Annotated in this window: 26 protein-coding genes and 1 tRNA gene; 24 read left to right on the top strand and 3 right to left on the bottom strand. The window is 62.4% G+C overall.

Annotated features, from left to right (window positions below):
- Positions 1-21: 21 nt before the first annotated feature.
- Both AACG97_RS04685 and AACG97_RS04690 read right to left on the bottom strand, forming a co-directional pair.
- Positions 22-669 (bottom strand): trypsin-like peptidase domain-containing protein, encoded by a 648-nt coding sequence (locus tag AACG97_RS04685; protein WP_033690164.1) that lies wholly within the window; start codon positions 667-669, stop codon positions 22-24.
- A 263-nt stretch (positions 670-932) separates the two neighbouring features.
- A tRNA-Leu gene (locus AACG97_RS04690) sits at positions 933-1017 on the bottom strand.
- Positions 1018-1124: 107 nt separating this feature from the next.
- Between AACG97_RS04690 and queA the strand changes: the two genes are divergently transcribed.
- The 6 genes from queA to AACG97_RS04720 all read left to right on the top strand — a co-directional run bounded on the left by queA (position 1125) and on the right by AACG97_RS04720 (position 7191).
- Positions 1125-2174 carry a tRNA preQ1(34) S-adenosylmethionine ribosyltransferase-isomerase QueA gene (queA, locus tag AACG97_RS04695; RefSeq protein ID WP_009682050.1) on the top strand — a complete coding sequence of 350 codons (1050 nt, stop codon included), beginning with the start codon at positions 1125-1127 and terminating at the stop codon, positions 2172-2174.
- Between the two features lie 14 nt (positions 2175-2188).
- Complete coding sequence (tgt, locus tag AACG97_RS04700; protein ID WP_009682049.1) at positions 2189-3304, top strand: tRNA guanosine(34) transglycosylase Tgt; 1116 nt, start codon at positions 2189-2191, stop codon at positions 3302-3304.
- Between the two features lie 42 nt (positions 3305-3346).
- Complete coding sequence (gene yajC / locus AACG97_RS04705; protein ID WP_008092587.1) at positions 3347-3682, top strand: preprotein translocase subunit YajC; 336 nt, start codon at positions 3347-3349, stop codon at positions 3680-3682.
- 63 nt (positions 3683-3745) lie between these two features.
- The gene (secD, locus tag AACG97_RS04710; RefSeq protein ID WP_054890336.1) at positions 3746-5608 is read left to right on the top strand and encodes a protein translocase subunit SecD; all 1863 of its coding nucleotides are present in this window, start codon (positions 3746-3748) and stop codon (positions 5606-5608) included.
- Positions 5609-5618: 10 nt separating this feature from the next.
- Entirely contained in the window at positions 5619-6527 is a 909-nt protein-coding gene (secF, locus tag AACG97_RS04715) for a protein translocase subunit SecF (protein ID WP_009682047.1), read from the top strand.
- A gap of 121 nt (positions 6528-6648) precedes the next feature.
- Complete coding sequence (locus tag AACG97_RS04720; protein WP_054890337.1) at positions 6649-7191, top strand: glycine zipper 2TM domain-containing protein; 543 nt, start codon at positions 6649-6651, stop codon at positions 7189-7191.
- Positions 7192-7408: 217 nt separating this feature from the next.
- Here AACG97_RS04720 and suhB read toward each other — a convergent pair whose 3' ends face one another.
- Positions 7409-8227 (bottom strand): type III secretion system regulator SuhB, encoded by an 819-nt coding sequence (gene suhB / locus AACG97_RS04725; protein WP_009682045.1) that lies wholly within the window; start codon positions 8225-8227, stop codon positions 7409-7411.
- A gap of 151 nt (positions 8228-8378) precedes the next feature.
- Here suhB and trmJ point away from each other — a divergent pair, with 151 nt between their 5' ends.
- The 18 genes from trmJ to bamB all read left to right on the top strand — a co-directional run bounded on the left by trmJ (position 8379) and on the right by bamB (position 23345).
- The gene (gene trmJ / locus AACG97_RS04730) at positions 8379-9134 is read left to right on the top strand and encodes a tRNA (cytosine(32)/uridine(32)-2'-O)-methyltransferase TrmJ (RefSeq protein ID WP_054881954.1); all 756 of its coding nucleotides are present in this window, start codon (positions 8379-8381) and stop codon (positions 9132-9134) included.
- Positions 9135-9137: 3 nt separating this feature from the next.
- Complete coding sequence (gene cysE / locus AACG97_RS04735; RefSeq protein WP_009682043.1) at positions 9138-9923, top strand: serine O-acetyltransferase; 786 nt, start codon at positions 9138-9140, stop codon at positions 9921-9923.
- Positions 9924-10101: 178 nt separating this feature from the next.
- Positions 10102-10593, top strand: a complete 492-nt coding sequence (gene iscR, locus AACG97_RS04740) for a Fe-S cluster assembly transcriptional regulator IscR (RefSeq protein WP_008092572.1) — start codon at positions 10102-10104, stop codon at positions 10591-10593.
- Positions 10594-10638: 45 nt separating this feature from the next.
- Positions 10639-11853, top strand: coding sequence for an IscS subfamily cysteine desulfurase (locus AACG97_RS04745; RefSeq protein WP_009682042.1), 1215 nt, complete (start codon positions 10639-10641; stop codon positions 11851-11853).
- Positions 11854-11899: 46 nt separating this feature from the next.
- On the top strand, positions 11900-12286 hold the full coding sequence (gene iscU, locus AACG97_RS04750; RefSeq protein WP_003248539.1) for a Fe-S cluster assembly scaffold IscU: 387 nt from the start codon (positions 11900-11902) through the stop codon (positions 12284-12286).
- A 28-nt stretch (positions 12287-12314) separates the two neighbouring features.
- Positions 12315-12638, top strand: coding sequence for an iron-sulfur cluster assembly protein IscA (gene iscA / locus AACG97_RS04755; RefSeq protein ID WP_003248536.1), 324 nt, complete (start codon positions 12315-12317; stop codon positions 12636-12638).
- An 8-nt stretch (positions 12639-12646) separates the two neighbouring features.
- Positions 12647-13168 (top strand): co-chaperone HscB, encoded by a 522-nt coding sequence (hscB, locus tag AACG97_RS04760; protein WP_054911407.1) that lies wholly within the window; start codon positions 12647-12649, stop codon positions 13166-13168.
- A gap of 42 nt (positions 13169-13210) precedes the next feature.
- Positions 13211-15073, top strand: coding sequence for a Fe-S protein assembly chaperone HscA (gene hscA, locus AACG97_RS04765; protein ID WP_009682040.1), 1863 nt, complete (start codon positions 13211-13213; stop codon positions 15071-15073).
- Positions 15074-15076: 3 nt separating this feature from the next.
- On the top strand, positions 15077-15418 hold the full coding sequence (fdx, locus tag AACG97_RS04770; RefSeq protein WP_023533300.1) for an ISC system 2Fe-2S type ferredoxin: 342 nt from the start codon (positions 15077-15079) through the stop codon (positions 15416-15418).
- Positions 15419-15428: 10 nt separating this feature from the next.
- Complete coding sequence (gene iscX, locus AACG97_RS04775) at positions 15429-15629, top strand: Fe-S cluster assembly protein IscX (protein WP_009682037.1); 201 nt, start codon at positions 15429-15431, stop codon at positions 15627-15629.
- Between the two features lie 88 nt (positions 15630-15717).
- Complete coding sequence (gene ndk, locus AACG97_RS04780; protein ID WP_009682036.1) at positions 15718-16143, top strand: nucleoside-diphosphate kinase; 426 nt, start codon at positions 15718-15720, stop codon at positions 16141-16143.
- A gap of 28 nt (positions 16144-16171) precedes the next feature.
- Entirely contained in the window at positions 16172-17317 is a 1146-nt protein-coding gene (gene rlmN / locus AACG97_RS04785) for a 23S rRNA (adenine(2503)-C(2))-methyltransferase RlmN (RefSeq protein WP_009682035.1), read from the top strand.
- A 14-nt stretch (positions 17318-17331) separates the two neighbouring features.
- Positions 17332-18093 (top strand): type IV pilus biogenesis/stability protein PilW, encoded by a 762-nt coding sequence (gene pilW / locus AACG97_RS04790; protein WP_029885479.1) that lies wholly within the window; start codon positions 17332-17334, stop codon positions 18091-18093.
- Positions 18090-19094 carry a RodZ domain-containing protein gene (locus AACG97_RS04795; protein ID WP_009682033.1) on the top strand — a complete coding sequence of 335 codons (1005 nt, stop codon included), beginning with the start codon at positions 18090-18092 and terminating at the stop codon, positions 19092-19094. The genes pilW and AACG97_RS04795 overlap by 4 nt, the downstream gene beginning before the upstream one ends.
- Positions 19095-19097: 3 nt before the next feature.
- Entirely contained in the window at positions 19098-20207 is a 1110-nt protein-coding gene (gene ispG, locus AACG97_RS04800) for a flavodoxin-dependent (E)-4-hydroxy-3-methylbut-2-enyl-diphosphate synthase (protein WP_009682032.1), read from the top strand.
- 25 nt (positions 20208-20232) lie between these two features.
- A complete protein-coding gene (hisS, locus tag AACG97_RS04805; RefSeq protein ID WP_115293411.1) occupies positions 20233-21522 on the top strand; it encodes a histidine--tRNA ligase in 1290 nt (429 codons plus the stop codon).
- A 38-nt stretch (positions 21523-21560) separates the two neighbouring features.
- Positions 21561-22202 carry a tetratricopeptide repeat protein gene (locus tag AACG97_RS04810; RefSeq protein WP_054890343.1) on the top strand — a complete coding sequence of 214 codons (642 nt, stop codon included), beginning with the start codon at positions 21561-21563 and terminating at the stop codon, positions 22200-22202.
- The gene (gene bamB, locus AACG97_RS04815) at positions 22203-23345 is read left to right on the top strand and encodes an outer membrane protein assembly factor BamB (RefSeq protein ID WP_197885753.1); all 1143 of its coding nucleotides are present in this window, start codon (positions 22203-22205) and stop codon (positions 23343-23345) included.
- Positions 23346-23415 lie beyond the last annotated feature (70 nt).

Below are 23415 nucleotides of genomic sequence, written 5' to 3' on the forward strand. Positions count from 1 at the left end.
CATCCAGCACCGCGCCCCGATTCACGGCTTGGCGGCCACCGCCACGTAGCCTTTGACCGCAGCCGGCGCCCTCGGCTTGGCCTTGCGTGCCAGCAGGTACTGATAGCGCCGCCACTCCTTGTCGATCTCGTTGAACGACATGAACACGCTGATGCGTTCCTTGCCGATCAGGTCGGGGCGCCTGCCAGCGTCGATCTCGCTGGTCGGGATGATGGCCACGTTGATGCCTACGACCTTGCCATCGTCGGCAAACACCGGCCCACCCGACATGCCTTTGGTGATCGGGCCATCGTGTACCGAGTAGAAGACACTGCCAGGCGTACCTTCCAGCCGAACCAGCGACGGCAGGGCATGGCCCTTGCCTTGCATCGGCATCATCAAGCTGTTGTAGCCGACCGCCGTCACGGCCTCGCCCGGCACGTACTGGCGCCAGGCCGGTACCGTCGCAGCCTTGTGCTTGAAGAACACCACATCACCGAGGCCTTCGTGAACCACGTTGGGCAGGAAGGGGGTGTGTTTGGCGGTTACTGCGTAATCCTCGTTCCACTGGATGGCGCTGGCCATCAGCAGCATTGGCAGCGGAGCACCGGAGGTGACCACGAATGCCTGGCTGTAGACGGGATCGGAAACGTAAGACGTTGGCACTCCATTGCACCCACCCAGCAGCATCATTGCTGCCACACAGGGCGCTATAGCTTTCATGGTTCACACAGGATTGAGGGGAAGGGTGCGCAACTATGGCTAAGTGCCATTATTCGGACAATCCTTTCGTGATATATCCGACGAATGACAGCTTAAGGGCTAATCAGAAGGGTAGCCAATTGAATCGGGGTATCGGGGCGAGGCCCGGCGCCGTGGCGGTGGCGTCAAGACGAGGGGTAGTTTTGCGAGGCGAAAAAAAACCGACCATACGGTCGGTTTTTTCCGGATTTTGGTGCCCCGAGGGAGACTCGAACTCCCACTCCTTTCGAAAACGGATTTTGAATCCGCCGCGTCTACCAATTCCGCCATCAGGGCGTGTGGCGCGCAGTATAGAGAGCTGCCGCTGGTCGGTCAATCGGCTTTCATGGTCAATTTTCACACATTGGGCTAAACTTCCCGGCCCTGCCGAACCGAACATCATCATGCGCGTCGCCGATTTTTCCTTCGAACTCCCCGATTCCCTGATCGCCCGCCACCCACTGGCCGAGCGCCATGGCAGCCGTCTGCTGGTCCTCGATGGGCCGAGCGGCGTGCTGGCACACCGGCAATTCCCCGATTTGCTTGAGTACCTGCGCCCCGGCGACCTGATGGTGTTCAACAACACCCGGGTCATCCCGGCCCGCTTGTTCGGCCAGAAAGCGTCTGGCGGCAAGCTGGAGGTGCTGGTCGAACGCGTGCTCGACAGCCACCGGGTGCTGGCTCACGTAAGGGCCAGCAAGGCGCCGAAAGAGGGCGCGGTCATCCTCATCGATGGCGGTGGCGAGGCCGAAATGGTCGCCCGCCACGACACACTGTTCGAGCTGCGCTTCACCGAAGAGGTGCTGCCACTGCTCGACCGCGTCGGGCACATGCCGTTGCCACCCTATATCGACCGCCCTGACGAGGGCGCCGACCGTGAGCGCTACCAGACCGTCTACGCCGAGCGTGCCGGTGCAGTGGCCGCGCCTACCGCCGGCCTGCACTTCGATGAAGCGCTGCTGGAAAAAATCGCCGCCAAGGGCGTGGAGCGCGCCTTCGTCACCCTGCACGTGGGCGCCGGCACGTTCCAGCCGGTGCGTGTCGACAAGATCGAAGACCACCATATGCACAAAGAGTGGCTCGAAGTGAGCCAGGACGTAGTCGATGCCATCACGGCCTGTCGCGCTCGCGGTGGCCGGGTGATCGCCGTGGGCACCACCAGCGTGCGTTCGCTGGAAAGTGCCGCGCGCGACGGCGTGCTCAAGGCGTTCAGCGGCGACACCGATATTTTTATCTACCCGGGTCGGCCGTTCCATGTGGTCGACGCGCTGGTCACCAACTTCCACCTGCCGGAGTCCACGCTGCTGATGCTGGTCTCGGCCTTCGCCGGCTACCCCGAGACCATGGCCGCCTACGCCGCGGCGGTGGAGCAGGGGTACCGCTTCTTCAGTTACGGTGATGCCATGTTCATCACCCGCAATCCGGCGCCACGCGGCCCCGAGGATCAAGCATGAGTCGCACCTGTCGAATGTCCTTCGAACTGCTGGCCACCGACGGCAAGGCCCGTCGCGGTCGCATCACTTTCCCTCGTGGCACCGTGGAAACCCCGGCGTTCATGCCGGTGGGCACCTATGGCACGGTCAAGGGCATGCTGCCACGCGATATCGAGGCCATTGGCGCCGAGATGATCCTCGGCAATACCTTCCACCTGTGGCTGCGCCCCGGCACCGAGGTGATCAAGAAGCACAACGGCCTGCACGATTTCATGCAGTGGAAGGGCCCGATCCTCACCGACTCCGGTGGTTTCCAGGTGTTCAGCCTGGGCGCCATGCGCAAGATCAAGGAAGAGGGTGTGACCTTCGCCTCGCCGGTCGATGGCTCCAAGGTGTTCATGGGCCCAGAAGAGTCGATGCAGGTCCAGCGTGACCTGGGGTCGGACGTGGTGATGATCTTCGACGAGTGCACCCCGTACCCGGCCGAGCACGATGTCGCGCGCACCTCCATGGAGCTGTCGCTGCGCTGGGCCCAGCGCTCGAAGAACGCCCACGCCGACAACACCGCCGCGCTGTTCGGCATTGTCCAGGGTGGCATGTACCAGGACCTGCGCATGCGCTCGCTCGAAGGCCTGGAAAACATCGGCTTCGATGGCCTGGCCATTGGTGGCCTGTCGGTTGGCGAGCCCAAGCACGAAATGATCAAGGTGCTGGATTACCTGCCTGACCAGATGCCGGCTGACAAACCTCGTTACCTTATGGGGGTAGGCAAACCGGAAGATCTCGTTGAGGGTGTGCGCCGCGGCGTCGACATGTTCGACTGCGTGATGCCAACGCGCAACGCGCGCAACGGGCATCTGTTTGTCGATACAGGGGTGATCAAGATCCGCAATGCGTTCCATCGCCACGATGAATCGCCGCTGGATCCGACCTGTGACTGCTACACCTGCACCAACTTCTCGCGCGCCTATCTGCACCATTTGGACAAGTGCGGCGAAATGCTGAGCAGCATGCTGAATACCATCCACAACTTGCGCCATTACCAGCGCTTGATGGCCGGTTTACGCGAGGCCATTCATCAGGGTAAATTGGCCGCCTTTGTCGACGCCTTCTACGCCAAGCGCGGGCTTCCGGTTCCGCCCTTGGACTGACTGTCTGCATCCATTATTAGAAAATTACATTAGGAGTGCCCAATGAGCTTCTTGATCCCCGCCGCATACGCGGACGCTGCAGCACCTGCCGCCGGCCCAGCCGGTACCGGCTTCGAGTGGATTTTCCTGGTCGGTTTCCTGGTCATCTTCTACCTCATGATCTGGCGCCCACAGGCCAAGCGTGCCAAAGAGCAGAAGAACCTGCTGAGCAACTTGCAAAAAGGTGACGAAGTTGTCACCAACGGCGGTATCGCCGGCAAGATCGTCAAGGTTTCCGATGACTTCGTGGTACTGGAAGTGTCCGACACTGTCGAACTGAAGTTCCAGAAGGGCGCCATTGCTGCGACCCTGCCAAAAGGTACGCTTAAGGCTATCTGAGTTACCGGTTTTATTTTCCAGTCGGGGCGCGCAACGCGCCCCGCGTCTTGAACGGGCGGCGTGATGCTGAACAAATACCCTCTGTGGAAATATGCACTGATCGTGCTGGTACTGGTGGTCGGTTTCATTTATTCCGCACCCAACCTTTACCCGGACGACCCGGCGGTGCAGATCAGTGGTGCCAGCTCGGCGCTGCAGGTGAACCAGGCCGACCTCGACCGCGTCAGCAAGGCGTTGGTCGATGCCAAGATCGCAGTCAAGGGCACCAGCCTGGGCGAGAAGGGCAGCGGGCTGATCCGCCTGACCAACCAGGAAGACCAGCTGCCGGCCAAGGATGTGGTGCGCAAGGCGCTGGGCGATGATTACGTCGTGGCCCTGAACCTGGCCCAGACGACTCCGCAATGGCTGCGCAACCTGGGTGCAAGCCCAATGAAGCTGGGCCTGGACCTGTCCGGTGGTGTGCACTTCCTGCTGGAAGTGGACATGGACAAGGCCATGAGCGCCCGCATGAAAGTCTACGAAGGCGAGGTCAAGACCTTGCTGCGTAAAGAGCGTGTGCGCTACCGCAGCCTGCCTCAGCAGGATGGTGGCATCATGCTGGGCTTTGCTGACGATGCAACCCGCGAACAGGCGCGTGCCCTGATCCGCAAGAATTTCAATGATTTCGACCTGACCACCACCGAGCGCAACGACCTTGCGGTGCTGCGCCTGGCGCTGACCCAGGCGAAGGTCGCCGAAATCCGCGAATACTCGATCAAGCAGAACCTCACCACCGTGCGCAACCGCGTCAACGAGCTGGGCGTGGCCGAGCCGCTGGTACAGCGTCAGGGCGCCAACCGCATCGTGGTCGAGTTGCCAGGTGTGCAGGACACTGCCGAAGCCAAACGTATCCTGGGTAAAACCGCCAACCTCGAGTTCCGTTTCGGTGCCGAACCGGGTGCGTCCAAGGCCACTACCGAGGTGTTCGAGTTCCGCGAAGGCGGCCGGTCCGCTGCGGTCGAGCGCGGGCTGATCATTACCGGTGACCAGGTTACCGACGCCCAGGCAAGTTTCGATGAACACGGCCGCCCACAGGTGAACATTCGCCTGGATGGCCACGGTGGCGAGCTGATGAGCCGCGCTACCCGCAGCAACGTTGGCCGCAGCATGGCGGTGATCTTCATCGAGCAGAAGCCGGTTACCCGCTACGTCAAGCAAACCGTCGACGGCGTCGAGAAAGACGTGGCCGTGCAAAGCTTCGTCGAAGAGAAGAAAATCATCAGCCTGGCCACCATCCAGTCGCCGCTGGGTAGCCAGTTCCGCATCACCGGCCTGAACGGCCAGGGCGAATCGTCCGAGCTGGCGCTGTTGCTGCGTGCCGGTGGTCTGGCTGCACCGATGTACTTCGCAGAAGAACGTACCATTGGCCCAAGCCTGGGTGCCGACAACATCACCAAAGGTATCGATGCATCGCTGTGGGGCATGCTGTTCGTCTCGCTGTTCATCATCGCCATCTACCGTGGTTTTGGCGTGATCGCCACCATCGCCCTGGCGGGCAACATGGTGCTGCTGCTGGCACTGATGTCGCTGCTGGGGGCCACCCTGACCCTGCCAGGCATTGCCGGTATCGTGTTGACCATGGGTATGGCGGTAGACGCCAACGTGCTGATCTTCTCGCGCATACGCGAAGAGCTGAAGGCCGGCATGTCGGTGCAGCGCGCCATCCACGAAGGTTTCAACCGCGCCTATACCGCGATCATCGACGCCAACCTGACCAGCCTGCTGGTCGGCGGCATCCTGTTCGCCATGGGTACCGGCCCGGTCAAGGGCTTTGCGGTCACCATGTCCCTCGGGATTTTCACCTCGATGTTCACCGCCGTCATGGTGACCCGCGCAATGGTCAACCTGACCTGTGGCGGGCGTGACATCAAGAAGCTGTGGGTTTGAGGGAGCTGCGATGAAAACCATCAACTTCATGGGCGTGCGCAATGTCGCGTTCGCCATTACCGTGCTCCTCACCGTGCTGGCGCTGTTCAGCTGGTGGCAGAAAGGCCTGAACTTCGGCCTGGACTTCACCGGTGGTACGCTGATCGAGCTGACCTACGAGCGCCCGGCGGACCTCAAGGCGGTACGCGCCGAGCTGGTCGACTCCGGTTTCCACGAGGCCGTGGTGCAAAGCTTTGGTGCTACCACCGACCTGTTGGTGCGTATGCCGGGTGACGACCCGCAACTGGGCAACAAGGTAGCTGCCGCACTGCAGAAGGCGGGCGGCGACAACCCGGCCACGCTCAAGCGCGTCGAGTTCGTTGGCCCTCAGGTGGGTGAAGAGCTGCGCGACCAGGGTGGCATGGGCATGCTGCTGGCGCTGGGCGGCATCCTCATCTACCTGGCCTTCCGCTTCCAGTGGAAGTTCGCGGTGGGGGCGATCATCTCGCTGATTCACGACGTGGTGGTCACACTGGGTATCCTGTCGTTCTTCCAGATCACCTTCGACCTGACGGTGTTGGCGGCAGTGCTGGCGATCATTGGCTACTCGCTGAACGACACCATCGTCGTGTTCGACCGGGTGCGGGAAAACTTCCGCGTCATGCGCAAGGCTTCGTTGATCGAGAACATCAACGTGTCCACCACCCAGACCTTGCTGCGTACCATCGCCACCTCGGTTTCGACCTTGCTGGCCATCGCGGCGCTGTTGTTCTTTGGCGGTGACAACCTGTTCGGCTTCTCGCTGGCCTTGTTCATCGGGGTGATGGCAGGTACCTACTCGTCGATCTACATCGCCAACGTGGTGTTGATCTGGCTGAACCTGAACAGTGAAGACCTGATCCCGCCGACCAAGGCCGAAGGCGTGGACGATCGTCCGTAGCGGCTAGCCCAAAACCGCTTGGCGGTGCAAAAGGCGCGAGTATTGAACTCGCGCCTTTTTTTTTGCTCCAAGGCTGGGAGAAGCGCGGGTTGCGACCCGCTGGTACGATCAGGAGGTTGACGTGAATAAATCAATGCTGGTGGGTGCGGTACTGGGTGCTGTCGGTGTGACTGCCGGAGGTGCTGTCGCGACCTACAGCTTGGTCAACAAGGGGCCTGAATATGCCCAGGTCACCGACGTGCAGCCGATCAAGCAAAAGGTGAAAACCCCGCGTGAAGTGTGCAAGGACGTTGCCGTAACGCGCCAGGCGCCGGTCAAGGACCAGCACCAGATCGCCGGTACCGTGGTAGGCGCCCTGGCGGGCGGCTTGCTCGGCAACCAGATCGGTGGCGGCACAGGCAAGAAGATCGCCACCGTTGCCGGTGCGGTCGGTGGTGGTTATGCCGGTAACAAGGTGCAGGAAGGCATGCAGCAGCGTGACACCTACACCACCACGCAAACCCGCTGCAATACGGTCAATGACATCAGTGAGAAGGTGGTGGGGTACAACGTGACCTATTCCATCGGTGACCAGGTCGGTAAGGTGAAAATGGACCGTGAGCCTGGGTCGACCATTCCGCTGGACAAGAATGGCAAGTTGGTCCTGAGCGAGGCCGGGCAGTAAGTTTGAATGCGGTCCGCTCTTTTTTGGGGGAGCGGCCTTGTGTCGCGAAAGGGGCGCGCAGCGGCCCCAGGGTCTATGACCCATCAGAGATCGTCGGGGCTGCCTTGCAGCCCTTTCGCGACACAAGGCCGCTCCCACAAAAAGCGGATTGTGGACGGCTTCGGCAGGCACAAAAAAGCACCCCGAGGGGTGCTTTTTGTTTGCCAGCAATCCGCGCTTAGCGCTTCAGGCTTTCTGGCAGGTGTGGCTGGATAGCGGTCAGCACGGCCTTGAAGCACTTGATGTTGCCCGCAACGATGTGGCCTTTGTCGAGGAAGTCGTGGCCACCGTTGAAGTCGCTCACCAGGCCACCGGCTTCCTGAATCAGCAGCACGCCGGCGGCCATGTCCCACTCGGACAGCCCCGATTCCCAGAAGGCGTCGAAGCGGCCGGCAGCAACGTAGGCCAGGTCTAGGCTGGCAGCGCCGGCGCGGCGGATGCCGGCAGTCTGGCCGGTCAAGGCGCGGAACATGCCCAGGTAGTTGTCGAGGTCGGCCATCTGGCTGTCGCGGAACGGGAAGCCGGTACCCAGCAGGGCGCCTTCCAGGCTGGTGCGCGAGCTGACACGCAGGCGGCGGCCATTGAGTTGGGCGCCACGGCCACGGCTGGCGGTGAATTCTTCCTGGCGAACCGGGTCGACGATCACGGCGTGCTCAAGGCGGCCACGGTATTTGCAGGCAATGCTGACAGCGAAGTGCGGGATGCCACGCAGGAAGTTGGTGGTGCCGTCCAGCGGGTCGATGATCCACAGGTAATCCTTGCCCTCTTCACCGGTGCCGGCGTGCAGGCCGGTTTCTTCACCCTGGATGGAGTGGTTCGGGTAGGCCTTGCGCAGGGCGTTGACGATGGTCTGCTCGGCGGCGCGATCGACTTCGGAAACGTAGTCCTTGGCCTCTTTCTCATCGACCTTGATGCTATCCAGGCGTTCGATGGAGCGGAAAATCAGTTCACTGGCGCTGCGAGCGGCGCGCAGGGCGATATTCAGCATAGGCTGCATGGGCGGGTCACCTGGAGATGTTAAAGAAGAAAGCCGATCATTCTAGCAGAAAACTGTGGCGGCAGAAGGGGCACATTTGCTTTCGTGGCGTTACGTCTGTCGGTTCTGTAAGATCCAAGCCCCTGATTCCTGCATCTGTGAGCACAACACCTTGCTGCAAAATATTCGTGTTGTTCTGGTCAATACCAGCCACCCCGGCAACATCGGCGGCGCTGCGCGTGCCATGAAAAACATGGGCTTGTCGCGCCTGGTGCTGGTGCAGCCGAAAGAGTTCCCCGCCGTGGATGCCAGTGCCCGCGCCTCTGGTGCCGACGACGTGCTGGGCAATGCCCAGGTGGTCGACAGCCTCGAACAGGCCCTGGTCGGCTGTAACCTGGTGATGGGCACCAGCGCCCGCGAGCGCAGCATTCCCTGGCCGTTGATCGGCCCGCGTGAATGTGGCGAAAAGGCGGTGGTGCATGCCAACGGTGGCGAAGAAATCGCCCTGGTGTTCGGGCGCGAACACGCCGGCCTGACCAACGAAGAACTGCAGCGATGTCACTTCCACGTGCACATTCCCTCCAACCCCGACTTCAGCTCGCTGAACCTGGCTGCCGCCGTGCAAGTGCTCGCCTATGAGGTGCGCATGGCCTGGTTGGCCGCCGGTGTGGCACCGGCCCAGGTCGAGAAGGTGGATGCCAGCGAGCTGGCGACCATGGACGAAATGGAGCTGTTCTACGACCACCTGGAGAAAACCCTGGTGGGCATCGGCTTCCTCGACCCTGCCAAGCCCAAGCACCTGATGCCGCGCTTGCGCCGGCTGTACGGGCGGGTGGCGGTCGAGCGTTCGGAAATGAGCATTTTGCGCGGCATCCTGACCGAGACCCAGAAAGTGGTCCGGGGCGAGCCGCATAAACGGAAGGACTGAAAGATGTTTGAACGCCTGCGTGAAGATATTCAAAGCGTATTCCACCGTGACCCGGCTGCGCGCAATGCCTTCGAGGTGCTCACCTGCTACCCGGGCATGCATGCCATCTGGCTGCATCGCCTGGGTAATGCCTTGTGGCGGCGCGACTTCAAGTGGCTGGCGCGCCTGGTCTCGAACTTTGGCCGCTGGCTCACCGGTATCGAGATTCACCCGGGTGCCACCATCGGCCGGCGTTTCTTCATCGACCACGGCATGGGCATCGTCATCGGCGAAACCGCCGAAATCGGCGATGACGTCACCCTGTACCAGGGCGTTACGCTGGGCGGCACCAGCTGGAACAAGGGCAAGCGCCACCCCACCCTGGAAAACGGCGTGGTGGTAGGGGCGGGGGCCAAGGTGCTGGGCCCGTTCACCGTGGGTGCGGGGGCCAAGATCGGCTCCAATGCGGTGGTGACCAAGGCGGTCCCGGCCGGTGCCACGGCAGTGGGTATCCCCGGGCGCATCATCGTCAAGCGCGAAGACAGCGAAGTGGAGGCCAAGCGCAAGGCGATGGCCGAGAAGATCGGCTTCGACGCCTACGGTGTGAGTGGCGACATGCCTGACCCGGTGGCGCGCGCCATTGGCCAGATGCTCGACCACCTGCAGGCCGTCGACGAGCGGCTGGAGGGTATGTGCGGCGCGTTGACGAAAATGGGCAGTGACTACTGCGCCAAAGAGCTGCCGGCCCTGCCTGAAGATGACTTCACCGAAGCGGCCCAGGCCGTCAGGCGCGACACTCAGCCGCATTGATTGCGCCGCGGCGCACCGAGGTAGACATACGGGGCGTGTGCTCACGCCCCTCGTCTGCTACAATCGCGCCGCCTCCCAGATGCAAACCCGACTAAAGCAGTAGGTCTAATAGTTGACTTAAATGCTCGGGAATCGCATACTTGCACACATCCCGAAACTCCCGTGGTACCCAATAGCCATGCGACTGACTACCAAAGGCCGATACGCCGTGACTGCCATGCTCGACCTGGCGTTGCACGCGCAGCATGGGCCGGTGTCTTTGGCCGATATTTCCGAGCGCCAGGGCATTTCCCTCTCTTATCTGGAGCAGCTGTTCGCCAAGCTGCGCCGTAGCAGCCTGGTTTCCAGTGTGCGCGGCCCAGGTGGCGGCTATCAGCTGTCGCGCGGTATGGAAACCATCCAGGTGGCACAGGTCATCGACGCGGTCAACGAATCGGTCGATGCCACCCGTTGCCAGGGCCTCGGGGACTGCCATGCCGGTGATACCTGCCTGACCCACCACCTGTGGTGCGACCTCAGCCAGCAGATCCATGAATTCCTCAGCGGCATCAGCCTGGCCGACCTTGTCATGCGCCGTGAGGTGCAGGAAGTCGCCCAGCGCCAGGACTTGCGTCGTGTCGCAGGCCGAACCGCCCAGCTGGACAAGATTGAGACGTCTGCCGTCGATTGACCCTTAGCCACGACGAGCGACGCCACCGCCTGATAGGAGAGACAAATGAAGTTGCCGATCTACCTCGATTACTCCGCGACCACGCCGGTTGACCCACGCGTCGCCCAGAAAATGGCCGAATGCCTGCTGGTTGACGGAAACTTCGGTAACCCGGCTTCGCGCTCCCACGTGTTCGGCTGGAAGGCCGAAGAAGCGGTCGAGAACGGCCGTCGCCAGGTTGCCGAGCTGATCAACGCCGACCCGCGCGAGATCGTCTGGACCAGCGGTGCCACCGAGTCCGACAACCTCGCCCTCAAAGGCGTGGCGCACTTCTATCAGACCAAGGGCAAGCACATCATCACCTCCAAGATCGAGCACAAGGCGGTACTGGATACCGCTCGCCAGCTGGAGCGTGAAGGTTTCGAAGTCACCTACCTGGAGCCAGGCGAAGACGGTATCGTCACCCCGGCCATGGTCGAGGCCGTGCTGCGTGACGACACTATCCTGGTGTCGCTGATGCACGTGAACAACGAAGTCGGCTCGATCAACGACATCGCCGCCATCGGTGAGCTGACCCGTGCGCGTGGCGTGCTGTTCCATGTCGATGCCGCCCAGTCGGCCGGCAAGGTGGAAATCGACGTGCAGAAGCTGAAGGTCGACCTGATGTCGTTCTCGGCGCACAAAGCCTACGGCCCGAAAGGCATCGGCGCGCTGTACGTCAGCCGCAAGCCGCGTGTGCGTCTGGAAGCCATCATCCACGGTGGTGGTCATGAGCGCGGCATGCGTTCGGGCACTCTGCCGACTCACCAGATCGTCGGCATGGGCGAAGCATTCGCCATCGCCAAGCAGGAAATGGCCGCCGAAAACGTACGCATCAAGGCCCTGAGCGACCGCTTCTTCAAGCAGGTCTCCAGCCTTGAAGAGCTGTACGTCAACGGTAGCCAGACTGCCCGCGTACCGCACAACCTGAACCTGAGCTTCAACTACGTCGAAGGCGAATCGCTGCTGATGTCGCTGAAGGACATCGCCGTATCGTCCGGTTCGGCGTGCACCTCCGCGTCGCTCGAGCCGTCGTACGTACTGCGCGCTCTGGGCCGCAACGACGAGCTGGCGCACAGCTCGATCCGCTTCTCCTTCGGCCGCTTCACCACCGAAGAAGAAGTCGACTACGCCGCGCAGAAAGTCTGTGAGGCCGTCAACAAACTGCGTGAACTGTCGCCGCTGTGGGATATGTACAAAGACGGCGTTGACATCTCCAAGATCGAGTGGGCCGCCCACTAAGCAGTCGCCGGCAAGAGCGGCTCCCTGATGAGGAAGGAATTGCACCATGGCATACAGTGAAAAGGTCATCGACCACTACGAAAACCCACGCAACGTCGGCAAGATGAATGCCGAAGACCCGGATGTCGGTACCGGCATGGTCGGCGCCCCTGCGTGTGGCGACGTGATGCGTCTGCAAATCAAGGTCAACGAGCAGGGCGTGATCGAAGACGCCAAGTTCAAGACCTACGGTTGCGGTTCGGCCATCGCTTCCAGCTCCCTCGCTACCGAGTGGATGAAGGGCAAGACCCTGGACGAAGCCGAAACCATCAAGAACACCCAGCTGGCAGAAGAACTGGCGTTGCCGCCGGTCAAGATCCACTGCTCGGTACTCGCCGAAGATGCCATCAAGGCAGCTGTGCGCGATTACAAGCAGAAGAAAGGCTTGATCTAAGCCGCCTGTTGCGAGGTAAGGAGTACTGATGGCTATCAGCATGACAGAAGCCGCCGCCAACCACATTCGCCGCTCCCTCGATGGGCGCGGCAAAGGTGAGGGCATTCGCCTGGGCGTGCGCACCACCGGTTGCTCGGGCCTGGCCTACGTGCTGGAGTTCGTTGACGAACTGGCCGACGAAGACCAGGTGTTCGAAAACCACGGCGTCAAGGTGATCATCGATCCCAAGAGCCTGGTGTACCTCGACGGTACCGAGCTGGACTTCGTCAAGGAAGGGTTGAACGAGGGCTTCAAGTTCAACAACCCCAACGTGCGCGGTGAGTGTGGCTGCGGCGAAAGCTTCAACGTTTGAGGCCGGCTGTGGGTACTCCTTGTCACTACGCATTGTTTGACCTCCAGCCAAGCTTCCGCCTGGATCTCGACAAGCTGGCCACTCGCTACCGCGAGCTGGCCCGCGAAGTCCATCCCGACCGTTTTGCCGACGCCTCCGAGCGAGAGCAGCGGGTCGCGCTGGAAAAGTCCGCAGCCCTCAACGACGCCTACCAGACGCTGCGCAGTGCGCCGCGTCGTGCCCGCTATCTGCTGGCCATCAGCGGTCACGAAGTGCCCCAGGAAGTCACGGTCCACGACCCGGACTTTTTGTTGCAGCAGATGCAGTGGCGCGAAGAGCTGGAAGAGCTGCAGGACGAAGCCGACCTGGACGGCGTAGCGGCATTCAAGAAGCGCTTGAAGGCCGCCCAGGACTCGCTGAACGAGGATTTCGCTGCCTGCTGGGACGTTCCCGCCGAGCGCGACAAGGCTGAGCGCCTGATGCGCCGCATGCAGTTCCTCGACAAGCTCGCCCAAGAAGTGCGCCAACTGGAAGAGCGCCTCGACGATTAACCCGGTGTCGCCCGTGATGGCACCTAAGGTACTCAGATAAGCATGGCCCTACTGCAGATTGCCGAACCCGGTCAAACCCCTCAACCGCACCAGCGTCGCCTGGCGGTGGGCATTGACCTGGGTACCACCAACTCCATGGTCGCCGCCTTGCGCAGCGGCCGCAGCGAGCCCCTGCCCGATGTGCAGGGTAACGTCATTCTGCCGTCCGCGGTACGCTACCTCGACGGGCGTATCGAGGTGGGGCAGGCCGCGCGTGAGGCCGCTTCCAGCGACCCGCTGAACACCGTGCTGTCGGTCAAGCGCCTGATGGGGCGCGGCGTTGCCGACGTCAAGCAGTTGGGCGAGCAACTGCCTTACCGCTTTGTTGGCGGTGAGTCGCACATGCCGTTCATCGATACCGTGCAGGGCCCGAAAAGCCCGGTGGAAGTGTCCGCCGACATCCTCAAGGTGCTGCGTGAGCGGGCCGAAGCGACCCTGGGTGGCGAGCTGGTAGGCGCGGTGATCACCGTGCCAGCCTATTTCGACGACGCTCAGCGCCAGGCGACCAAAGACGCTGCACGCCTGGCAGGCCTGAACGTGCTGCGCCTGCTCAATGAGCCGACCGCCGCTGCCGTGGCCTACGGCCTGGACCAGAACGCCGAAGGCGTGGTGGCCATCTATGACCTGGGCGGCGGTACCTTTGACATTTCCATCCTGCGCCTGACGGCCGGTGTGTTCGAAGTGCTGGCCACCGGCGGCGATACCGCCCTGGGCGGCGACGATTTCGACCATGCCATCGCCGGCTGGATCATCGAGCAGGCCGGTCTTTCCTCCGACCTGGACCCGGCCACCCAGCGCGCACTGCTGCAGACTGCCTGCGCTGCCAAAGAGGCCCTGACTGACGCCGATGTGGTCACTGTCAGCCATGGTGCCTGGCAAGGTGAGCTGAGCCGTGTTGCCTTCGACGCCATGATCGAGCCGATGATCGCCCGCAGCCTCAAGGCTTGCCGCCGCGCGGTGCGCGACAGCGGCGTTGAAATGGACGAAGTCAGCGCCGTGGTCATGGTTGGTGGCTCGACCCGCGTGCCGCGTGTGCGCGATGCGGTGGGTGCGCTGTTTGGCCGTACGCCGCTGACCTCGATCGACCCGGACCAGGTGGTGGCCATCGGCGCCGCGATTCAGGCCGATACCCTGGCCGGCAACCGCCGCGAAGGTGGCGAACTGCTGCTGCTCGATGTCATTCCGCTGTCGCTTGGCCTCGAAACCATGGGCGGGCTGATGGAGAAGGTGATCCCGCGCAACACCACCATTCCGGTGGCGCGTGCCCAGGAGTTCACCACTTACAAAGACGGCCAGACGGCCATGATGATCCACGTGCTGCAAGGCGAGCGTGAGCTGATCAGCGACTGCCGCTCGCTGGCGCGTTTCGAGCTGCGTGGCATTCCGGCCATGGTCGCCGGCTCGGCAAAAATCCGCGTCACCTTCCAGGTGGATGCCGACGGCCTGCTCAGCGTTGCCGCGCGCGAGCTGGGTTCGGGCGTGGAAGCCAGCATCCAGGTCAAGCCGTCCTACGGCCTGACCGACGGCGAAATCGCCCGCATGCTGAAGGACTCGTTCGAACACGCCGGTTCCGACAAGCATGCCCGCCAGTTGCGCGAGCACCAGGTGGACGCCGAGCGCCTGCTCGAAGCGGTACAGGGCGCCCTGGACGCCGACGGCGAACGCTTGCTCAGCAGTGACGAGCGCGACGCCATCGAATTCCAGATGCAAGAACTACGTGATTTGCTGGCGGGCACCGATGGCGCAGCCATCGAGCAACAGACCAAGCGTCTGTCGCAGGTGACCGACGCATTTGCCGCCCGTCGCCTTGATTCGACGGTCAAAGCCGCACTGGCCGGGCGCAACCTGAATGAGATCGAGGAGTAATCGATGCCGCTGGTAACCTTCCTGCCGCATGAGAAGTTCTGCCCTGAAGGCCTGACCGTGGATGTGCCAGCCGGGACCAACATCCTGGAACTGGCCCACGACCATCACATCGAGATGGAAAGCGCCTGTGGCGGGGTAAAGGCTTGCACCACCTGCCACTGTATTGTTCGCAAAGGTTTCGATTCGCTCGAAGAAGCCGACGAGCTGGAAGAGGACATGCTGGACAAGGCCTGGGGCCTGGAGGCGCAGTCGCGCCTGGGTTGCCAGGTGGTGGTCGCCGACCAGGACCTGACCATCGAGATCCCCAAGTATTCGCTGAACCACGCTGCCGAAGCACCGCACTGAGGGCCTGTACATGAGTCTGAAATGGGTTGATGTACTTGAAATCGCCATCCAGCTTGCAGAAAGCAAGCCGGAAGTCGATCCTAAATATGTGAATTTCGTCGACCTGCACCGTTGGGTGCTGGCATTGCCAGAGTTCAGCGACGATCCGTCACGCGGCGGTGAGAAAGTGCTTGAGGCAATCCAGGCCGCCTGGATTGACGAAGCCGACTAAGCGTTGCGTGCAGGTTAGGCAATCCCCTCGAACCCGCGTATAATTCGCGGGTTTAATTTTTCGTAACACTCATATTCTGGAGTTTTCCATGGCTGTTCAACGTACTTTCTCGATCATCAAGCCTGACGCCGTTGCCAAAAACGTCATCGGCAAGATCACCACCCGTTTCGAAGAAGCCGGCCTGAAAATCGTTGCCTCGAAAATCAAGCAACTGTCCAAAGCCGAAGCCGAAGGCTTCTACGCTGAGCACAGCGAGCGCGGCTTCTTCGGTGACCTGGTTGCCTTCATGACTTCCGGTCCGGTTGTTGTTCAGGTCCTGGAAGGTGAAAACGCCATCGCCAAGAACCGTGAGCTGATGGGCGCTACCAACCCTAAAGAAGCTGCTCCTGGCACCATCCGCGCCGACTTCGCCGAGTCCATCGACGCCAACGCCGTTCACGGTTCGGACTCCGAAGCTGCTGCTGCTCGCGAAATCGCTTACTTCTTCGCTGCTACCGAGGTAACCACTCGCTAAGCGAAAGCTTACGGGTGAGGGTGAATCCATGACGACATCTACTGGCAAAATCAACCTGTTGGGCCTGACCCAGCCGGAAATGGAACAATTCTTCGACTCTATCGGGGAGAAGCGCTTCCGCGCCGGCCAGGTGATGAAATGGATTCACCATTTTGGCGTGTCCGATTTTGCGGCCATGACCAATGTTGGCAAGGCCTTGCGCGAGAAGCTCGAGGCCGTTGCCGAGATTCGCCCCCCGGAAGTGGTCAGTGAAGACATTTCCGCCGACGGCACCCGCAAGTGGGTGATCCGCGTTGCCTCCGGCAGCTGCGTCGAAACCGTCTACATTCCTACCGACGACCGCGGCACCCTGTGCGTATCGTCGCAAGCCGGCTGTGCCCTGGACTGCAGCTTCTGCTCCACCGGCAAGCAAGGCTTCAACAGCAACCTCACCGCCGCCGAAGTGATCGGCCAGGTGTGGCTTGCCAACAAATCCTTCGGGACCGTCCCTGCCAAAATCGACCGCGCCATTACCAACGTGGTGATGATGGGCATGGGCGAGCCTCTGCTGAACTTCGACAACGTCATCGCCGCCATGAAAATCATGATGGATGACCTGGGCTACGGCATTTCCAAGCGTCGCGTCACCTTGTCCACCTCGGGCGTGGTGCCAATGATCGACGAACTGGCCAAGCACATCGACGTGTCGCTGGCACTGTCGCTGCACGCCCCTAACGACGAGCTGCGCAACAAGCTGGTGCCGATCAACAAGAAGTACCCGCTGAAAATGCTGCTGGAATCGTGCATGGGCTACATGGCCACCCTGGGTGGCAAGCGCGTGCTGACCATCGAGTACACCCTGCTCAAGGACGTCAACGACCAGCCAGAGCATGCCGCGCAAATGATCGAGCTGCTGCGCGACGTGCCGTGCAAGATCAACCTGATCCCGTTCAACCCGTTCCCGCATTCGGGCTATGAGCGGCCTAGCAACAATGCCATTCGTCGTTTCCAGGACCTGCTGCACCACGGTGGTTTCAACGTGACCACCCGTACTACCCGTGGCGACGACATCGACGCTGCCTGCGGCCAGTTGGTGGGGCAGGTCAACGACCGCACGCGCCGCAGTGAGCGCTATATCGCTGTGCGCCAACTGTCTGCGGATGTCGAGCTGCAAGACAGCGCCGCCAGCCACTGACCGGGACCTTGCCCATGAGCCTGCGCGCCGCGCTGTCGATCCTTGCGCTTTCGCTGCTGGCCGGCTGCGTGTCGGGCGGCGCGAGCGACCCGCTGGGCAGCCGCCAGGGCAGGGCCGAAGCGGGGCGGGCCTACGTGCAGCTTGGGCTGGGTTATTTGCAACAGGGTTTGACCGAACAGGCCAAGGCGCCACTGGGCAAGGCCCTGGCCCTGGACAGCAGCGATGCCGATGCGCACGCGGCCCTGGCGCTGGTGTTCCAGGCCGAAGGTGAGCCGGCACTGGCCGAAACACACTTTCGCAAGGCCCTGCAAAGCAGCGGCGGCAATACGCGAATTCGCAACAACTACGGCAGTTTCCTTTATGCTCAGGGGCGATTTGCCGAGGCCGAGCAGATGTTTCGCCTGGCCAGTGCCGATACCCTGTATCCTGAGCGCTCGCGCGTATACGAGAACCTTGGCCTGACTGCCTTGAGGCTCGAACGCCGCGACCAGGCACAGGCATATCTGGTGAAAGCATTGCAGCTCAACCAGCGGCAACCCAGGGCGTTGCTGGAAATGGCTGAGTTGTCCTACGAAAACAGGCATTATGTGCCGGCCCGGGACTACTACGATCGTTTCAGCGAGCTGAGCGCGCACGATGCCCGTAGCCTGCTACTGGGCAGCCGCCTTGCCAGGGTGTTCGACGAGCAGGGCGCACTGGCCGAAACGGGCCAGCAATTACAACGACTTTATCCCGGTACGCCGGAATATCAGCAATACCTGTCGGAGCAACGATGAACGCCGCGCATCCCGAAGTAGCAGTAGCGCCTGGCCAGAACCCCGGTGAGCTTTTGCGCCTGGCCCGTGAGAAACGGGACTGGTCGCAAGCCGAGGTGGCCCGCAAGCTAAACCTCACTGTCAGTTCGCTGAACCACGTGGAAACCGGCGCCTTCGACAAGCTGCCCGGGCATACGTTTGCCCGTGGCTACATACGTGCCTACGCCAAGCTGCTGGACCTGGACCAGGCTGCGCTGGTCGATGCCTTCGACCGCTACACCGGTACCCATGCCAAGGGCAGCGACGTGCATTCGCTGGGCCGCATCGAAGAGCCGACGCGCCTGTCGCACAACATCCTGCGCGGCGTCAGCCTGCTGTTGCTGCTCGCCGTGGTCGGTGGCGGTTTCGTCTGGTGGCAGGACCAGGGCAGCCTGCGTGGCAAGGACCTGGCCAAGATGGCCCTGGAGCATGTCGAAGTCGAAAGCGCCGACGGCACCACCCAGATCCACCCGCTCGATGAGCCTGAAGACCAGGCCGTTACCGCCGGCCAGCAGGCTGAGACCGCACCGCTGCCGTTGGCGCAGGGCACGGGCGAACAACCCGCTGCAGCTGGCGAGCAGCCGGCGGCCGGTACAGCCACAGAGCCAGCCGCTGGGGCGGCAACTGCCCAGCAGGCGCCCGTGCAGGCAGCCGCCAGCACCCCGGCGGCCACAGCGGCGCCTGTAGCTCCCGTTACGGCCGCGCCGGCCGCAGCCAGTGAGCCTGCGCCAGTGCCGGCCGGTAGCGGCAAGGTCGCCATTCAGTTCACCGCCGATTGCTGGACCCAGGTTTCCGACGGCAACGGCAAGGTGCTGTTCAGCGCCATCAAGCGCAAAGGGGACAACCTCGAACTGACCGGCAAGCCGCCGTTCGCGGTACGCCTGGGCTTCGCCCGGGGCGCCCAGGTCAGCTACAACGGCCAGGCCGTCGATGTTGCCCCGTTCACCAGTGGCGAGACTGCTCGCCTGAAGTTGGGACAGTAAGTCATGCACGGCGAATCTCCGATCAAACGTCGCGAATCCCGCAAAATCTGGGTCGGCAATGTGCCGGTGGGTGGTGATGCCCCCATCGCGGTGCAGAGCATGACCAACACCGACACCAACGATGTGGCCGCCACCGTGGCGCAAATCCAGCGCCTGGTCGATGCCGGCGTGGACATCGTGCGGGTGTCGGTGCCAGACATGGACGCTGCCGAAGCCTTCGGCAAGATCAAGCAACAGGTGAGCGTGCCGCTGGTAGCCGATATCCACTTCGACTACAAGATCGCCCTGCGGGTTGCCGAGCTGGGCGTCGATTGCCTGCGTATCAACCCGGGCAACATCGGCCGCGAAGACCGTGTGCGCGCAGTGGTGGACGCCGCCCGCGACCGCGGCATCCCGATCCGCATCGGTGTCAACGCCGGTTCGCTGGAAAAAGACCTGCAGAAGAAGTACGGCGAGCCTACCCCGGCCGCGCTGGTCGAGTCGGCCCTGCGCCATGTCGAGCACCTCGACCGCCTGGACTTCCAGGACTTCAAGGTCAGCGTGAAGGCCTCCGACGTGTTCATGGCCGTGGAGGCCTACCGCCTGTTGGCCAGGCAGATCGTGCAGCCGCTGCACCTGGGCATCACCGAAGCCGGTGGCCTGCGTTCAGGCACGGTGAAATCCGCCGTCGGCCTCGGTATGCTGCTGGCCGAAGGCATTGGCGATACCATTCGCATCTCGCTGGCCGCCGACCCGGTCGAAGAAGTGAAGGTCGGCTACGACATCCTCAAGTCGCTGCACCTGCGCTCGCGCGGCATCAACTTCATCGCCTGCCCGAGCTGCTCGCGGCAGAACTTCGATGTGGTCAAGACCATGAACGAGCTGGAAGGGCGCCTGGAAGACCTGCTGGTACCGCTGGACGTGGCAGTGATCGGTTGCGTGGTCAACGGCCCGGGTGAAGCCAAGGAAGCCCATGTCGGCCTGACTGGCGGCACGCCGAACCTGATCTACATCGACGGCAAGCCGGCGCAGAAACTCACCAACGACAACCTGGTCGATGAGCTGGAAAAACTCATCCGCCAGAAAGCGGCCGAAAAGGCCGAAGCCGACGCGGCGCTGATCGTCCGTGGCTGACACACAGAATTCGTAAGGACTTTTCGTGAGCAAATCGCTGCAAGCCATCCGTGGCATGAACGACATCCTGCCAGAACAGTCGCCGCTGTGGCGCTACTTCGAAGGCACTGTCGCCGGCCTGCTGGACACCTACGGGTACAGCCAGATCCGCACGCCGATCGTCGAGTTCACTGAGCTGTTCAAGCGCTCGATCGGCGAAGTGACCGATATCGTCGAAAAAGAGATGTACACCTTCGAGGACCGCAACGGCGACTCGCTGACCTTGCGCCCTGAAGGCACCGCCGCCTGCGTGCGTGCCGTGCTCGAGCACGGCATCACCGGTAACGGCCAGGTGCAGAAACTGTGGTACATCGGCCAGATGTTCCGCCACGAACGCCCGCAGAAGGGCCGTTACCGCCAGTTCCACCAGATTGGCGTGGAAGTGTTCAACCTCGACGGCCCGGACATCGACGCCGAGCTGATCATGCTGACCTGGCGCCTGTGGGGCCTGCTGGGCATTCAGGACGCGGTCAAGCTCGAACTCAACAGCCTCGGCACCAGCGAGGCCCGCGCCCGCTATCGTGATGCGCTGGTCGAGTTCCTGTCCGCACGCCTGGAGCAGCTGGATGAAGACAGCCAGCGCCGCCTGAAAAGCAACCCGCTACGCATCCTCGACAGCAAGGACCAGAACACCCAGGCGGTGCTGGTTGGGGCGCCAAAGCTGGAAGACTATCTGGACGAACCGTCGCGCGTGCACTTCGAGGGCCTCAAGGCTCGCCTGGAGGCCACCGGCATTCCGTTCGTGATCAACACCAAGCTGGTGCGTGGCCTGGACTACTACAGCAAGACCGTATTCGAGTGGGTGACCGACAAGCTCGGCGCCCAGGGCACCGTGTGTGCCGGTGGCCGCTACGACGGCCTGGTCGAGCAGATGGGCGGAAAACCGACCACCGGCGTTGGTTTCGCCATGGGTATCGAGCGTCTGATCCTGCTGCTGGAAACCCTGGGCAAGGTGCCGGAGTCCATCAGCCGTACTGTCGACGTCTACCTGTGTGCCTTTGGCGAGCAGGCCGAGCTGGCCGGGCTGCGCCTTTCCGAAGGTTTGCGCGACCGTTTGCCGGGCTTGCGCCTGGCCGTCAACGCCGGCGGCGGGAGTTTCAAGAGCCAGTTCAAGAAAGCCGATAAAAGCGGTGCGCTGTTCGCCCTGATCCTCGGTGACGACGAACTGGCCAAGCAAGTCATCGGCTTGAAGCCACTGCGTGGCCAGGGCGAGCAACAGAACATTGCCTGGGATGCTCTTGCCGAGCACCTGGAAACCGCGATCGCGCAGGCGTAACGCGGTTCAACAACGAATAGGCGAAAAGGAGTATTGGGGTGTCGAGTACTGATGATGATGACCTGGCAGGGGTCAAGGACTGGTGGAACCGCAATGGCAAGCCGCTGCTGACCGGCGCATTGCTGGCAGGTGTGGTGGTGCTGGGCTGGAATACCTGGCACAAGTACCAGAACAACCAGTCGCAAGGGGCCTCGCAGTTGTACCAGGCCCTGCTCGAAACCAGCCTGACGCCAAGCGGTCAGCCCGACGCCACCAAGGTCGCGGAACTGGCCGGCAAGCTCAAGAGCGAGTTTGGCGGCACGGCCTATGCCCAGTACGGTAGCCTGTTCGTGGCCAAGGTCGCGGTCGAGAGCGGCAAGCTCGACGACGCCGCCGTCGAGCTCAAAGGTGTGCTGGACAAGCCTGCCGATGCCACCCTGGGCGAAATCTCGCGCCAGCGCCTGGCTCGCGTGCTAGCTGCCCAGAACAAGGCCGAAGATGCCCTGAAGCTGCTTGACGGTGATGCCGACAAGGCGTTCCTGGCCAGCCGTGAAGAGTTGAAGGGTGACCTGCTGGTGCAACTGGGTCGCGCCAGCGACGCGCACAGCGCTTACGAGAAAGCCAAGGCTGCGTTGTCCGATGACGCCGCAGTCGGTGGCCTGCAATTGAAGCTGGATGACCTGGCTAAAGGGGACGCGTAAGTGATCGGTTGGAAACATGCAGCAGTGCTGACCCTGGCCGTACTGGCCGCAGGTTGCAGCAGCAACAGCAAGAAGGAACTGCCCCCGGCCGAGCTGACCAAGTTCACCGAGGAAGTGGTGCTGAAGAAGCAGTGGAGCCGTTCGATCGGTGACGGCCAGGGTGAAACCTACAACACCCTGGTACCGGCCATCGAGAACGACCGCATCTACGCCTCCGACGTTCACGGTGACGTCTATGCCCTTGATCGCATCACCGGCGACGTGGTCTGGAACAAGGACCTGGAGCTGCCGGTTTCCGGCGCAGTGGGCGTGGGTTATGGCCTGGTCATGCTCGGCACCCTCAAGGGTGAAGTCATTGCCCTGGATTCCAGCACCGGTGAAGAGCGCTGGCGATCCCGCGTGACCAGCGAAGTGCTGGCCCCGCCTGCCAACAACGGTGACGTGGTCGTGGTGCAGACCCAGGACGACCGCCTGATTGGCCTGGACGCCGCTACCGGCGACCGCCGCTGGATCTACGAAAACACTCCGGCCGTACTGACCCTGCGTGGCACCGGTGCGCCGATCGTCACCAACCGCCTGGCCATTGCCGGTCTGTCGACCGGCAAGGTGGTGGCGGTGGACATCAACAACGGCGTGCCGGTGTGGGAAAGTCGCGTGGCCATTCCCCAGGGCCGTTCCGAGCTGGAGCGCGTGGTCGATATCGATGGCGGCCTGCTGCTGTCTGGTAAAACCCTGTATGTCAGCACTTACCAGGGCCGCGTAGCGGGCCTGGACCTGGAAAGCGGCCGTGTGCTGTGGCAGCGTGATGCCTCCAGCTACGTGGGTGTCGCCCAGGGCTTCGGTAACGTTTACGTCAGCGAAGCTTCAGGCACTGTCGAAAGTGTCGACGAGCGCACTTCCAGCGCCCTGTGGTCCAACGACAGCATGGCCCGTCGCCAGCTCTCTGCGCCGGAAGTGTATTCCAGCTACGTGGCCGTGGGCGACTTCGAAGGTTACCTGCACCTGCTGAGCCAGGTCGATGGGCGCTTCGTGGGCCGTGAGCGTATCGACAGCGATGGCCTGCGCGCCCGCCCACTTGTGGTCGGTGACACCATCTATGTCTTCGGCAACAGCGGCAAGCTCGAGGCACTGACCATCCGCTGAAGCTATGCTTGAAGCCTTGGCGGGCTTCAAGCCGCGGCGCAGGAAGCGCCGCCCGTACTCCGGCCGCTGC

It is taken from the genome of Pseudomonas sp. Nvir, from assembly GCF_963778085.1.
GTDB classification, from domain to species: domain Bacteria; phylum Pseudomonadota; class Gammaproteobacteria; order Pseudomonadales; family Pseudomonadaceae; genus Aquipseudomonas; species Aquipseudomonas juntendi.

What these genes read in the sequence shown, in the direction of transcription:
- AACG97_RS04685 (WP_033690164.1), bottom strand. Translation starts at nt 669, where the DNA reads ATGCTGCTGGGTGGGTGCAATGGAGTGCCAACGTCTTACGTTTCCGAT.
- queA (WP_009682050.1), top strand. Translation starts at nt 1,125, where the DNA reads ATGCGCGTCGCCGATTTTTCCTTCGAACTCCCCGATTCCCTGATCGCC.
- tgt (WP_009682049.1), top strand. Translation starts at nt 2,189, where the DNA reads ATGTCCTTCGAACTGCTGGCCACCGACGGCAAGGCCCGTCGCGGTCGC.
- yajC (WP_008092587.1), top strand. Translation starts at nt 3,347, where the DNA reads ATGAGCTTCTTGATCCCCGCCGCATACGCGGACGCTGCAGCACCTGCC.
- secD (WP_054890336.1), top strand. Translation starts at nt 3,746, where the DNA reads ATGCTGAACAAATACCCTCTGTGGAAATATGCACTGATCGTGCTGGTA.
- secF (WP_009682047.1), top strand. Translation starts at nt 5,619, where the DNA reads ATGAAAACCATCAACTTCATGGGCGTGCGCAATGTCGCGTTCGCCATT.
- suhB (WP_009682045.1), bottom strand. Translation starts at nt 8,227, where the DNA reads ATGCAGCCTATGCTGAATATCGCCCTGCGCGCCGCTCGCAGCGCCAGT.
- cysE (WP_009682043.1), top strand. Translation starts at nt 9,138, where the DNA reads ATGTTTGAACGCCTGCGTGAAGATATTCAAAGCGTATTCCACCGTGAC.
- iscR (WP_008092572.1), top strand. Translation starts at nt 10,102, where the DNA reads ATGCGACTGACTACCAAAGGCCGATACGCCGTGACTGCCATGCTCGAC.
- AACG97_RS04745 (WP_009682042.1), top strand. Translation starts at nt 10,639, where the DNA reads ATGAAGTTGCCGATCTACCTCGATTACTCCGCGACCACGCCGGTTGAC.
- iscU (WP_003248539.1), top strand. Translation starts at nt 11,900, where the DNA reads ATGGCATACAGTGAAAAGGTCATCGACCACTACGAAAACCCACGCAAC.
- iscA (WP_003248536.1), top strand. Translation starts at nt 12,315, where the DNA reads ATGGCTATCAGCATGACAGAAGCCGCCGCCAACCACATTCGCCGCTCC.
- hscA (WP_009682040.1), top strand. Translation starts at nt 13,211, where the DNA reads ATGGCCCTACTGCAGATTGCCGAACCCGGTCAAACCCCTCAACCGCAC.
- fdx (WP_023533300.1), top strand. Translation starts at nt 15,077, where the DNA reads ATGCCGCTGGTAACCTTCCTGCCGCATGAGAAGTTCTGCCCTGAAGGC.
- iscX (WP_009682037.1), top strand. Translation starts at nt 15,429, where the DNA reads ATGAGTCTGAAATGGGTTGATGTACTTGAAATCGCCATCCAGCTTGCA.
- ndk (WP_009682036.1), top strand. Translation starts at nt 15,718, where the DNA reads ATGGCTGTTCAACGTACTTTCTCGATCATCAAGCCTGACGCCGTTGCC.
- rlmN (WP_009682035.1), top strand. Translation starts at nt 16,172, where the DNA reads ATGACGACATCTACTGGCAAAATCAACCTGTTGGGCCTGACCCAGCCG.
- pilW (WP_029885479.1), top strand. Translation starts at nt 17,332, where the DNA reads ATGAGCCTGCGCGCCGCGCTGTCGATCCTTGCGCTTTCGCTGCTGGCC.
- AACG97_RS04795 (WP_009682033.1), top strand. Translation starts at nt 18,090, where the DNA reads ATGAACGCCGCGCATCCCGAAGTAGCAGTAGCGCCTGGCCAGAACCCC.
- ispG (WP_009682032.1), top strand. Translation starts at nt 19,098, where the DNA reads ATGCACGGCGAATCTCCGATCAAACGTCGCGAATCCCGCAAAATCTGG.